The sequence below is a fragment of the Cryobacterium serini genome, assembly GCF_004404025.1.
Lineage (GTDB): Bacteria > Actinomycetota > Actinomycetes > Actinomycetales > Microbacteriaceae > Cryobacterium > Cryobacterium serini.
The window spans coordinates 255059-267030 of sequence record NZ_SOHN01000011.1 but is presented as its reverse complement, the minus strand read 5'-3'; the positions used below and the strand labels follow the sequence as shown (position 1 = coordinate 267030).

The 11972-nt window shown below is 62.9% G+C and carries 9 protein-coding genes and 3 tRNA genes; 6 read left to right on the top strand and 6 right to left on the bottom strand.

Annotated elements, in window-relative coordinates:
- Position 1 precedes the first annotated feature (1 nt).
- Positions 2–1549, bottom strand: coding sequence for a sugar transferase (locus E3T51_RS10515; RefSeq protein WP_241989266.1), 1548 nt, complete (start codon positions 1547–1549; stop codon positions 2–4).
- Positions 1550–2034: 485 nt separating this feature from the next.
- Here E3T51_RS10515 and E3T51_RS10510 point away from each other — a divergent pair, with 485 nt between their 5' ends.
- Positions 2035–3084: a dipeptidase gene (locus tag E3T51_RS10510; RefSeq protein ID WP_134529773.1), complete on the top strand. Its 1050-nt coding sequence runs from the start codon at positions 2035–2037 to the stop codon at positions 3082–3084.
- Positions 3085–3337: 253 nt separating this feature from the next.
- Here the strand turns inward: E3T51_RS10510 and E3T51_RS10505 are convergent, their stop codons facing one another.
- From E3T51_RS10505 to E3T51_RS10490, 4 genes are all read right to left on the bottom strand, one after another.
- Positions 3338–4003, bottom strand: coding sequence for a hypothetical protein (locus E3T51_RS10505; protein ID WP_134529772.1), 666 nt, complete (start codon positions 4001–4003; stop codon positions 3338–3340).
- A 290-nt stretch (positions 4004–4293) separates the two neighbouring features.
- Positions 4294–4369: transfer RNA gene (locus E3T51_RS10500), tRNA-Phe, on the bottom strand.
- Positions 4370–4437: 68 nt separating this feature from the next.
- A tRNA-Asp gene (locus E3T51_RS10495) sits at positions 4438–4511 on the bottom strand.
- A gap of 85 nt (positions 4512–4596) precedes the next feature.
- A tRNA-Glu gene (locus E3T51_RS10490) sits at positions 4597–4669 on the bottom strand.
- Between the two features lie 266 nt (positions 4670–4935).
- On the opposite strand from E3T51_RS10490, the gene E3T51_RS10485 reads away from it, so the two are divergent.
- Positions 4936–6276: a M23 family metallopeptidase gene (locus E3T51_RS10485; protein WP_166806437.1), complete on the top strand. Its 1341-nt coding sequence runs from the start codon at positions 4936–4938 to the stop codon at positions 6274–6276.
- The gene (locus tag E3T51_RS10480; protein WP_134529770.1) at positions 6269–7681 is read left to right on the top strand and encodes a C40 family peptidase; all 1413 of its coding nucleotides are present in this window, start codon (positions 6269–6271) and stop codon (positions 7679–7681) included. The genes E3T51_RS10485 and E3T51_RS10480 overlap by 8 nt, the downstream gene beginning before the upstream one ends.
- Before the next feature lie 81 nt (positions 7682–7762).
- Here E3T51_RS10480 and ppa read toward each other — a convergent pair whose 3' ends face one another.
- The gene (gene ppa, locus E3T51_RS10475) at positions 7763–8254 is read right to left on the bottom strand and encodes an inorganic diphosphatase (protein WP_104126063.1); all 492 of its coding nucleotides are present in this window, start codon (positions 8252–8254) and stop codon (positions 7763–7765) included.
- A 44-nt stretch (positions 8255–8298) separates the two neighbouring features.
- On the opposite strand from ppa, the gene tilS reads away from it, so the two are divergent.
- From tilS to ftsH, 3 genes are all read left to right on the top strand, one after another.
- Positions 8299–9279, top strand: coding sequence for a tRNA lysidine(34) synthetase TilS (gene tilS, locus E3T51_RS10470; RefSeq protein WP_134529769.1), 981 nt, complete (start codon positions 8299–8301; stop codon positions 9277–9279).
- A gap of 22 nt (positions 9280–9301) precedes the next feature.
- Entirely contained in the window at positions 9302–9874 is a 573-nt protein-coding gene (hpt, locus tag E3T51_RS10465) for a hypoxanthine phosphoribosyltransferase (RefSeq protein ID WP_134529768.1), read from the top strand.
- Between the two features lie 84 nt (positions 9875–9958).
- Complete coding sequence (ftsH, locus tag E3T51_RS10460) at positions 9959–11968, top strand: ATP-dependent zinc metalloprotease FtsH (RefSeq protein WP_134529767.1); 2010 nt, start codon at positions 9959–9961, stop codon at positions 11966–11968.
- Positions 11969–11972 lie beyond the last annotated feature (4 nt).

Sequence of the window (11972 nt, the reverse complement as noted above, 5' to 3'; positions counted from 1 at the left end):
GTCAATATGCCCCTACTGGTTGAATGACGGTCTTGAAGGTGCGCCAGATGATCATCAGGTCGCCCGCGAGCGACCAGTTCTCGACGTAATACAGGTCGAGACGAACACTGTCTTCCCAGCTGAGATTGGACCGTCCGTTGACCTGCCACATGCCGGTCAGACCTGGCTTGATGTACAGGCGGCGGTGCACGTGGGTTTCGTAGACCTGGACTTCTTCGGGCAGTGGCGGACGCGGGCCCACGAGGCTCATCTCTCCGACAAAAATGTTCCATAGCTGCGGTAGTTCGTCGAGCGAATATTTGCGCAGCACGCGACCGATCTTGGTGATTCGCGGATCGTTACGAATCTTAAACAGCACCCCGGAGGCTTCGTTCTGGTCGAGGAGGCCGGCCAGGTCGTCTTCCGCTGTCTGAACCATCGAGCGAAACTTGACTATGCGGAACGTCTGCCCATTGCGGCCGCATCGCTCCTGCCGAAACAGCACCGGACCGGGACTGTCCAGTTTGATGAACACGGCGATCACGGCGAGCAGAGGCAGTAGGAACAGCATGGCGAAAGCTGTTGTGACGATGTCCAGGGTGCGCTTGAGGGCATGTCGGCCCCCTTCGAACCGGGGGATTTCGACATGGATCAGCGGAAGGCCGTCAACCGGCCGGAAATGAATGCGGGGACCCGCGACATCCGTCAGCCGGCTGGAAAGAACAAGCTCCGCGGAAGTGCCCTCGAGGTCCCACCCCAGGTTGCGAATGTAAGAACTGCCGCCGCTGGGTTGCCCGGCCACGATGACCGTGTCGACGCCCATAGAAGCCGCCGCCGCTGCGACATGCTCGAAATCCGACACGATCGGCACCAGACGCTCGCCGGCTGAGATCTCGTCACCCACACCGTCTTCCAAAGCCGCGCCGACGATGTAATACGCGGCTCCGGACTTGGTATCGATCTGGCTGATCACGTATTCCACGTCGTCGCGATTTCCGACGACGATCACGCGAGAGAGATAGTGGCCGAACTTGCGTTGGTGCAGCAGCCATTTGCGCCACAGCCACCGCTCGAGAACGAGCGCGACAATTCCAAGCGGAAGCGCCAGGACAAAATAGAGGCGGGCGATGTCGATGTGAAGGATTAGAAAGGCGATGGCTAGCATGCCGAAGGTCACAGCGCTGGCATTGGCGACCTGCTTATACTCGCTCGCCCCGACACCTACGACGCGGGAGTCCCGAGTATGGAAAAGCTCGAGGGTCGTGAGCCAGGTCGCCACGATGAGAAGCGATACGAGCCAGTAGTTAACACTGAACGATCCAGTCGCGGCTGGAATGCCGTCCACGCCAAACCGAAAGACCAGTGCAACACCAACTGCGAGAACAATGACCACAACATCGGTGAGCCGCAGCTTGGTGCGGTAACGCCGAGCCCACATCAGCCCCAATGAGGGGGTATCGACCGCAATGTCAGCCGACGAAGGCATCGCCTGATCGACGAGCCGAAGTTTCGGGGTGCGGCGAGGCGGCAGAGATTTAGGAAACGACGCGCGCGAATCTGATTCACTCATGCGTCATCCCCCTGCGGTCAAACGTGCATGTGGTGCCGGGTATGGTCGTTGTCATGCGGCGGTACCGGAGATTCGTGGAGCGGCTTCTTGGAGCTGTTCGGCGGGTTGAGGTGGATGTCACGGTTTCATTCCCTGCAGTCGGGTTTACAGGAGCAGGTGGTCATAGTGACGAGGTGGCGATGCTGGCACCTGTCGGTCGGTGGAGTGCGGCGTATGAAAATGATTCTTTCTCAGCAACTTACTGGCAGAGACTACCCCGATTCAAGTCGTCGGCGCTGTAACCTCAACAGGGGGCACAATTTTCTGCTTGGCGAGCAAGCGGAACCGGATGCATCCGCCGCTCGGCTACTCCCGTGTATCGACCCGGTGTAACGGGCACAAAGCAGGTTTCTGGCACGGCCGACTCGATCGGCTGGGGCGCATCAAGTGACCGAGGTTGCGGGTCTTAGGCTGGTATTTCGCCTCGATCGCCGGGAAGAGTCCACATGAGCGTAAGAAATTCGAAATTCGCCGTTGTCGACGGACACAACGACCTGGCTTGGTCGTGCCGGGAACACCGCGATTATTCCGTTTCCGGGCTGGACTCTGAGCATGATTCTGCCCGCAGTCGCTTGCAGACGGATATTCCCAAACTGCGTCGCGGAGGGGTGCAGGGGCAGTTTTGGTCAGTATGGGTGCACACCGACCTTGCGGGCACCGATTCGGTGCAGGCCACGCTCGAGCAGATTGATTTTATTCACCGCTTGATTGCCGCGTACCCCGACGACTTTGTGCGTGCCGTCACCGCTGATGACGTCGACCGCGCCCAGCACGGCGGAAGAATCGCGTCGCTCCTCGGGGTCGAGGGCGGCAATCAGATGAATAACTCGCTCGCGGTGCTGCGTGAATACGCCCGATTGGGCGTGCGCTACATGACACTGACCTGGAATTCGTCAACGGAGTGGGCCGATGCGGCCGTCGGCGAGGCAACACACGATGGCATCAACGATCGTGGCCGGGCCGTTATCGCGGAGATGAACCGCATCGGAATGATGGTCGATCTCTCGCACGTCTCTGCTGCCACCATGCAGGACGCCCTCGATGCCACAACGCTTCCCGTTCTGTTCAGCCACTCCTCGTGCTTCGCCCTCAATCCTCACCCGCGCAACGTGCCCGACGCGATTCTTACCCAGCTCGCCGCCAACGATGGTGTGCAGATGCTCACCTTTGTACCGGCCTTCCTCTCGGCCGACTATCGCAGATGGGAGGACAACGGTTCGGTGGGGGAGAAGCCGGTGGTGACCGTGGCGCACGTCGCTGACCATGTGGAGCATGCCCGCAGTGTGGCAGGCGTCGATCACATCGGTCTCGGCGGCGACTTTGACGGCTGCCTCGATATGCCGGTCGGACTGGCCAATGTGGCGGAGTACCCCAACCTGTTCGCCGAGCTCGAGCGCCGCGGCTGGAGCGACGCCGACCTCGCCAAGCTGGGCTCCCAGAACGTGCTGCGCGTACTTCGCGCCAACGACCCCGCCTACCGCGCCTTCGTGGCTTAAGGCAGTTGAACCAGGTCGCTAAACGTAGCCCCGGACGACCCATGGCCGCTCTGGCTTAGGTAATGCGGGACATGCAATCGAAATGATCTGGTCCCCTAGTAGGTTCGGCTCCGCTCGGGTTCGCCCACCTCCTCGGAATACCTGGCGGCGATCATCTTGAGCAGCTGTCAGGCGGGCGGCACTGACGCGCCACAGACATTGGCGTGCGCTCGTGAAAAGATTGACGCCTGCGGGGGCTCGGAACGGGACGAATTCAGATCTGCGTTTCGGACACCGAAGGTACATCGGCGGTCGCCCGACGATTGACGCGGTCGGCGAGAACGATGGCGATTACACCGAGCAGTACTGTGCCGCCGATCCGGGCAAGGCCGTCCAGCCCCGTCAGGAGCCAGGTCAGAAGATTGGGTCCGTATATGGTGGCCGAGCCTCCGCCCAGCACCTGCAGTAGCAGCCAGGTCACGGTCACCGCCGCGACGATCCCGGCTGGCACCCAGTTCCACGGAGCGGGCACGGCGCCGCGCCGGGCGATCTGCATGACTGCGACCACTGCGAGAGCGAATTGCACGAACGAATCCGCGTAGGCAAAGGCCATGAGCGCGGTCGGAGCAGGGTCGTTAGAGAAGACGTCAGCAATAAGGCGATACAGAACGGACCCAAGAAGAAGCCAGGCAGCCAACACGGCGAGAGCGATAGTGCCGACAGGGCGGCGCGCCGTGACACTGCCGACCCCACGCACGCCGAAGGCGAACACTAACAGAGCGGCGGAAAACAGAGCAGGGCCCACTATCTCGGCGTATGGAAAGAGTGTGGGCTGCGCAATTACCGTGATGACGACCGAGGTCAGCAGTAGCCCACCTCCGATCAACAGCGCGCGGGAAGCCGGGAACACTGTGCGATCACGAAGCTGTGAGCTTGCCATGCGCCCGAGTCTACTCAGAGCACCGTTGGTCTTATTCATAGGTAGGTTGAGGCCACCCCGACATGACCGAGAGTGACGGGGCAATCCGTGGTCCAGTCGTCATCATTCTGCTGGCCTATGACGTCTACGCCGACTTCTTTGACGACGACTTAGACGCCGTTGCGGGCGCCCTGAATAGCAGTGTTCCATTTTGTGTTCAACATGTGTTCACTGGACGAAAATGAGGCCGCACCGGAGCCAAAAAATAGGCATAAAAAAGCCACTCCCCAGTGTTTCCTAGGGAGTGGCGGTGGTGGCCCCGACCGGCGTCGATCCGGTGACCTTTCAATTTTCAGTCGAACGCTCTACCAACTGAGCTACAGGGCCCCGAAGCTGCGCAATAAACGCCTCTTCTAAGAAAAAAGCCCTTCCTTTCGAAAGGGCTATTTTCTTTGCGACCCTGACCGGACTTGAACCGGCGACCTCCGCCGTGACAGGGCGGCGCGCTAACCAACTGCGCTACAGGGCCTCGATGTGAAAATGTGAATCTGTGTGCGAGGCACTTGGTAAGACTATTCTATTTATTTTGCTACTTCGTGCACGTGCAGTTTGCGTAGCCCCAACGGGATTCGAACCCGTGTTAACGCCGTGAAAGGGCGCCGTCCTAGGCCGCTAAACGATGGGGCCGTGAGCCACAATGTTCATGGCTGCCGAAGAGTAAGCATACGGTCTTGTGGGGCGAAGGCCAAATCGGCACGCGCAGCATTTGGGTGAATGGCAATTATTTTTCAACGCTAATTTGCAGCGCGCCCGCAAATGGGCGGGCCAGCTGTTACTTGGCGGGTTAGATTCGCCGGTAAGACTGGGTGAATCCTGCCCGCCTTGTTACGCTCAAGAGTCTGCCTCGGCGCACGTGGCGACTGCTATAAGCCTGTTGGGAAACAATGATTCGCATGAGAACCGTGGCCGGCCGCAAGACTGACCTGCCCACCCATCGCTTGCATGCGACCAATCCGTGGCCCAGGCGCACCCTGGCGTTGACCAGCATCATGGCCGCCATGACCCTCTTGGTCACCCTGATAAGCCCCGTAGCTCCAGCGAGCGCCGTTGAATACCCGTCTTGGCAGGACCTCCAAAATGCCAAGGCGAACACGGCCTCGGCCGCGGCGCAGGTGACCACCATCGAGAATCTCATTGCCGGTCTACAGGTGCAGGTGCAAGAAACCCAAGCCGCTGCCGAAAAAAGCGCCAGCGAGCTCGAGGTCGCGCAGCAGGAGTTTGACGATGCCACCCGCCGTGCCGAAGATATCCAGACCCAGGCTGATGCGAGCAAATCCGCAGCGGATGCCGCCACCAGACAGGCCGGTCAGCTCGCCGCCCAGCTCTACCGCACCGGCGGCACCGATCTCAGCGTGAACCTATTCCTGGAGGGCGAAGGGAATGGCGCCGATGCTGACCTGCTGCTGGCAAAACTCGGCAACATGAGCAAGCTCGTCGAACGCAGCTCCGACGTCTATGAATCAGCGCAATCGGCCACGAATAACGCGCAATCGCTCGGTGACCAGGCCAAAGTCGCGCAAGCCGAACGTGAGACCCTGCGCGTCGCCGCCGAGGCTGCGCTCGCTGCGGCCCAGGCTGCGGCCGAAGCAGCGGCGAACGCGCTCGCCGAGTCCGAAGTTAAAAGCGTGGAACTCGAACAGCAACTGCAGTTCATGCGCGACGCCCAGGCCACCACAACAACGGGGTATGAAGCCGGAGTCGTCGAACGCGCCCGGATTGAAGCGGCTCGTGTTGCGGCTGAGGCTGCGGCACAAGAGGTGGCCGCGGCAGCGGCGCGTGCCGGTAGCGGTGGTTCTGGTGGCTCGGTGAGCATGACCGGTTGGGGGGTTCCGGCCAGCGGCCGCATCACCGGTGGCTACGGCCCCCGATCTGTCATCTGTAAGGGTGGTGACTGCAGCGGAAGCTTTCATTACGCCACCGACCTCGGCACCGGCTGCGGTGCGCCTCTCTACGCTGCCCACGCCGGCGTCGTCACCTGGGCTGGTGTTCTTGGCACGTACGGAAACTTTGTGAAGATCAGCCACGGCGACAACGTCTCAACGGGCTACGCCCACATTCGGGATGGTGGGTACAACGTGAGCGTTGGACAGTCAGTGTCGGCCGGGCAGGTCATCGCCAGTTCCGGCGACACCGGCGCAGCCAACGGCTGCCACCTGCACTTCGAAGTGTGGATTGGTGGAAACCGCATCAATCCCGTTCCATTCATGGCCGACCGGGGAGCATCACTTGGCTAAGCGCACCACCGCACAGACCACCGACGCTGCACGCGCAGGGGTTCGCACCAAGTCGAAGCGGCTACTTTCCGCCGTGGCGATCGGCGCGGTCTCGGCTGTCACAGCATCCGTTGCCGCCGCCGGCGGGGCCGCCTTCGCCGCCCCGGACTATCCGAGCTGGAACGACGTCGAGAAGGCTAAACAGAACGAGTCGACCAAGCAAGCCGAGATCGCGACTCTCGGCGAGCTGCTCGACGGTCTGGCGAGCCAGGCCGCGAAGGCCGTCACGACCGCGCAGATTGCGGCCGAGGCTTATCGTGTGACGCAGGACGCCCTGAACGCCGCGACCCTGCGCGAAACCAGCCTCAGCGAGCAGGCTGCAACCGCCGAAGCCACCGCTGCAACATCGAAGATGCGTGCCGGCCTCATCGCCGCTCACCTCGCCAAGTCGGGCGCCAGCGGTCTGTCACTCAACCTGTTCTTGAACGGCAGCACCGCGGATGACCTGCTCGGCCAGCTGGGAACGGCCAGCAAGCTGAGCGAACAGTCGGAGCAGATCTACACCGAGGCCCTGCAGGACAAGAATGCGGCGGAGTCTCTCGGCGAGCAGGCGGCATCAGCGACCGAGCAACGCGAACGGCTCACCGAAGAGTCCAAGACCACGTTCGATGCGGCCACGGCGAGTTCGAACGCTGCCGAGGTCGCCTACGATTCCCAGCAGCGCAAGTCGACTGAACTATTCGAACAACTCGCCCTGCTCAAAGACACCACGGCCGAGGCCGAGCGCAGCTTTCACGTCGGCGAGGACGCGGCCGCTGCGGCTCAGGCGTTCGCACAGGCGCAGGCATCCGCTGCTGCAATAGCGGATGCCGCACCCGCGCAACCCGCTCGCGATGCCGGGGCAACGGCCGGTTCGGGATCAGGATCTGGTTCCGGGTCGGCCACGCCGGTGACGTCCGCTGTACCGTCCACGCCGGTCACGCCGTCCAGGCCGGCCACGCCGGCCGCGCCCGCTGCACCGGCCGCGCCAGCTGCGGTACCCAACGCGAGCGTCGTCGACGCAGCCCTCGCGTTCGCCCGCGGCCAGCTCGGCGACCGCTACGTCTTCGGAGGTTCCGGCCCCGACGCGTGGGACTGCTCCGGGCTGACCAAGGCCGCCTATGCAGCCGCCGGCGTGTACATCGGCACCCACTCAGCCACGAACCAGTACAACACCATGGCCCAGCAGGGCAATCTCGTCTCTTTCGCCCAGGTTCAGGTGGGCGACCTGGTGTTCTGGGGCAGCCCGGGCAACTACTACCATGTGGCGATCTACGTCGGTAACGGCCAGGTCCTCGAAGCCCCCAACCCCTCGGCGCGGGTGCGCGTGCACAGTATCTGGTCGTCGTGGGCCGTCGCACCGTACGTCGGCCGCCCCGCAGCGTAGCTCCGGTTTCGTACCGCCGGCCCGACCGTAGGTACGACAAAGGCCCCCTAGCAACACGGGGGCCTTCGTTGAAGGTGAGGGTTAGTGTCCCTCGTCGGCCAGCTTCGCAATGCCGTCGACCACGATCTGGTTGGCTTCGGCGGCGTCGCCCCAGCCCTCCGTCTTGACCCACTTATTGGGTTCGAGGTCCTTGTAGTGCTCGAAGAAGTGCTCGATTTCCTTACGGGTGTACTCCGGAATGTCGAGGACATCTTGAATGTGATCCCAGCGGGGGTCACCCGCCGGAACGGCGATGACCTTGGCGTCGGAACCGCCGTCATCGGTCATGTTGAAGACGCCCACCGGACGCACGGAGACACCCACGCCCGGGAACAGCGGGTAATCGAGCAATACGAGAACATCAACGGGGTCGCCGTCGAGGCCGAGCGTGTTCTCGAAGTAGCCGTAGTCGGTGGGGTACATGAAGCTCGTGTAAAGCACGCGGTCGAGGTAGACGCGACCGGTTTCGTGGTCTACCTCGTACTTGTTGCGGCTCCCGCGAGGGATTTCGATGACTGCGTCGTATTCGGCCATGGCTGGTTTCTCCCTTGATCAAAGTCTGCCGCTAACGTTACTGGATGGAATCTGTCCACCGCCTGCGCCTGACCCCGGCCCTGGCCGATATTCGCCGGGCCGTGCGCGAGCTGCTGCCGTCGGAGGGGCTCGTTCTGGTCGGCCTGAGCGGCGGCGCCGATTCGCTCGCGCTGGCCGCTGCGACCGCTTTTGAAGCCGGGCGGGCGGGCATCCGTGCCGGAGCGGTCATCGTGGATCACAATCTGCAAACCGGGTCAGCGGATGTCGCGGCGCGGGCCGCCGCGGCCGCCCGACAGCTGGGTCTCGACCCGGTGCTGGTGGTGAGCGTCACGGTCGACAGCGACGGCACGGGCCCGGAGGCGGCCGCCCGCACCGCTCGCTACGCGGCTTTCGACCTGGCCCTCGAACGCACCGGGGCGAGCAGCGTGCTGCTCGGCCACACCCTCGACGATCAGGCCGAAACCGTGCTGCTCGGGCTCGCCCGTGGTTCCGGACCGACCAGCCTGCGGGGCATGGCTGCGCGTACCGGACCGCTTCTGCGACCGTTGCTCGGCATTCGTCGGGCCCAAACCCGCCAATTCTGCGTCGATGCAGGCCTGGAGCCGTGGAGCGACCCGCAGAATTTCGACCCGCGCTACGCGCGGGTGCGGGTGCGCGAGACGGTGCTGCCGTCGCTCGAGAAGGAGCTCGGTCCTGGCGTCGGGGTGGCGCTTGCCCGTACTGCCGATGCGCTGCGCGAAGACTCAGACGCCCTCGACGAACTGGCGCGCACGATGCTGCAGGAACATTTTGCCAACGGCAGGATTGCGACAGCCGTGCTGGCGTCGGTGGCGGCGGCGGTACGGCAGAGAGTGATTCGGTTCGGAGTCGAGGCAATGTGCGGGGTGTGGCTGAATCGAGTGCAGACCCTGGCCGTGGCGGCGCTCGTGACGCAGTGGCACGGACAGGGGGCGCTCAGCCTGCCAGGTATTAGAGTTGTACGGCAGGATGGAATTTTAGTTTTTTCCGCCCCTGGGCCCACCTAACACAAAGGAATGCTTTTTCCACATGGAACCTCGCGACATTGACGGCGACCTCACCGAGATCCTGATCAGCGAGGAGCAGATTCGGGCTCGCCTGGCCGAAATGTCACGCCAGATCGAAGTCGACTACGCCGGCACCGACCTGCTGCTGGTCGGAGTGCTCAAGGGTGCAGTCATGGTCATGGCTGATCTGGCCCGTGAGCTTCATCACCCGGTGACCATGGACTGGATGGCGGTCAGTTCCTACGGCTCCGGCACGCAGTCCAGCGGCGTCGTGCGCATTCTGAAGGACCTCGACACCGACCTCTCCGGTCGTAACGTGCTCATCGTCGAGGACATCATCGACAGTGGTCTGACCCTGTCGTGGCTGTTGGCGAACCTGAAAACTCGCGGTCCCGCATCCATTGAGATCTGCGCGCTGCTGCGCAAGCCGGATGCCGCGCGCGTCGATATCGACGTGAAATACGTCGGTTTCAACATTCCGAACAAGTTTGTGGTCGGGTACGGTCTCGACTACGACGAGAAGTACCGCAACCTGCGTTCGGTGGGTATTCTCGCCCCGCACGTTTACTCCACCGTCGCCGCGCCCGCGCTCTAATCACAGCCGGCGCACCACGTTGGAGTTTCCCTTTAAGCGAACACACGGCTTTCCCCTGTAATCGAGCGCTAGCCTGAGGTCACCATGAACGTCAAGAAGCTACTCCGCGGCCCGATTCTCTACATCGTGCTCGCCGTCATCGCCGTCTGGGTGGGGTCAAGCCTCATTACCATGAGCGGATTCCGTGAGGTCAGTACGCAGGAAGGCCTCGGTTACCTCAAGTCCGGCAACGTTGCCGAGGCCACGATCGTCGACGGCGAACAGCGCGTCGACCTCACGCTGACCAAGGCCAGCGGCGACCTCGGAACACAGGTTCAGTTCTATTACGTCGCCCCGCGCGGCGAAGAGATCATCACCGCCGTCACTGCGGCGAACCCGAAGGACGGCTTCACCGACGAGGTGCCGCAGCCCAACTGGGTTCTGGGAGTGCTCAGCTTTCTGCTGCCCGTACTGCTGATCGGTGCCTTCTTCTGGCTCATGATCTCGATGCAGGGTGGTGGCAGCAAGGTAATGAAGTTCGGCAAGTCCAAGGCCAAGCTCGTCTCCAAGGAAAGCCCGCAGGTCACCTTCGCCGATGTCGCCGGTGCCGACGAAGCCATCGAAGAGCTCGAAGAGATCAAAGACTTTCTCAAGGAGCCCGCTAAGTTTCAGGCGGTCGGCGCGCGCATTCCGAAGGGTGTGCTGCTCTACGGCCCTCCCGGAACCGGTAAAACCTTGCTTGCCCGCGCGGTGGCCGGCGAGGCCAACGTGCCGTTCTACGCCATCAGCGGCTCGGACTTCGTCGAAATGTTCGTCGGTGTCGGCGCCAGCCGGGTGCGCGACCTGTTTAGCCAGGCCAAGGAAAACGCACCCGCCATTATCTTCATCGATGAGATCGACGCCGTTGGTCGGCACCGTGGCGCCGGCATGGGCGGCGGACACGACGAACGTGAGCAGACCCTCAATCAGCTGTTGGTCGAGATGGACGGCTTCGACGTCAAGGCCAACGTCATTCTCATCGCCGCCACCAACCGGCCCGATATCCTCGACCCTGCGCTGCTGCGCCCGGGCCGGTTCGACCGCCAGATCGGCGTCGACGCGCCCGACATGCTCGGCCGCAAGCGCATCCTCGAAGTGCACTCCAAGGGCAAGCCCATGGCCGAGGGCGTCGACCTCGAAGTGCTCGCCCGCAAGACGCCCGGCTTCACCGGAGCCGACCTCGCCAACGTACTCAACGAAGCCGCGCTGCTCACTGCTCGGTCCAACGCCCAGCTCATCGACAACCGTGCTCTCGACGAGGCCGTTGATCGGGTTATGGCTGGACCGCAGCGCCGCACGCGCGTCATGCGTGACAAGGAAAAGCTCATCACCGCGTACCACGAGGGCGGTCACGCACTCGTGGCCACCGCGATGAACTTCACCGACCCGGTCACCAAGATCACCATTCTTCCGCGCGGCCGGGCCCTTGGTTACACGATGGTCATGCCGCTCGAAGACCGTTATTCGGTCACGCGTAATGAGCTGCTCGACCAGCTCGCCTATGCCATGGGCGGCCGTGTCGCCGAAGAGATCATCTTTCATGACCCGACCAGTGGTGCCTCCAACGACATCGAAAAAGCCACGGCCACCGCCCGCAAAATGGTGACCGAGTTCGGCATGAGCAGTGTCGTCGGTCCACTCAAGCTCGGCCAGGGCTCTGGCGAGGTCTTTCTCGGCCGCGACATGGGTCACCAACGCGACTACTCCGAGCGGGTCGCCGAGAGCGTCGACCGCGAGGTGCGCCAACTGCTCGAAGACGCCCACGACGAGGCCTACGAGGTACTCATCAAGAACCGCGTGATTCTTGACGAGCTCGCCACGGCCCTGCTCGAGCACGAAACTCTCGACCAGACCGCCCTTGCCGAGATCTTCGCCAACGTCGAGCAGCTGCCGGCACGCCCGCAGTGGCTTTCCAGCGACAAACGCCCCGTCTCGGACGTGCCGCCCATTGCAATGCCCGCCCCGAAAGCGCCCATCGATGGCGACGCCGTTGACGGTGGCATCTCCAGCGGCGACGCAGTCCACACCAAACCAAAACGCGCGCCGGCCCGCAATCCCCGTCCAGCGACCGCCTAGGCGC

Bases quoted from the DNA above. Each gene is read 5' to 3' on its own strand.
- E3T51_RS10515 (WP_241989266.1), bottom strand. From the start codon at position 1,549: ATGAGTGAATCAGATTCGCGCGCGTCGTTTCCTAAATCTCTGCCGCCT.
- E3T51_RS10510 (WP_134529773.1), top strand. From the start codon at position 2,035: ATGAGCGTAAGAAATTCGAAATTCGCCGTTGTCGACGGACACAACGAC.
- E3T51_RS10505 (WP_134529772.1), bottom strand. From the start codon at position 4,003: ATGGCAAGCTCACAGCTTCGTGATCGCACAGTGTTCCCGGCTTCCCGC.
- E3T51_RS10485 (WP_166806437.1), top strand. From the start codon at position 4,936: ATGAGAACCGTGGCCGGCCGCAAGACTGACCTGCCCACCCATCGCTTG.
- ppa (WP_104126063.1), bottom strand. From the start codon at position 8,254: ATGGCCGAATACGACGCAGTCATCGAAATCCCTCGCGGGAGCCGCAAC.
- tilS (WP_134529769.1), top strand. From the start codon at position 8,299: ATGGAATCTGTCCACCGCCTGCGCCTGACCCCGGCCCTGGCCGATATT.
- hpt (WP_134529768.1), top strand. From the start codon at position 9,302: ATGGAACCTCGCGACATTGACGGCGACCTCACCGAGATCCTGATCAGC.
- ftsH (WP_134529767.1), top strand. From the start codon at position 9,959: ATGAACGTCAAGAAGCTACTCCGCGGCCCGATTCTCTACATCGTGCTC.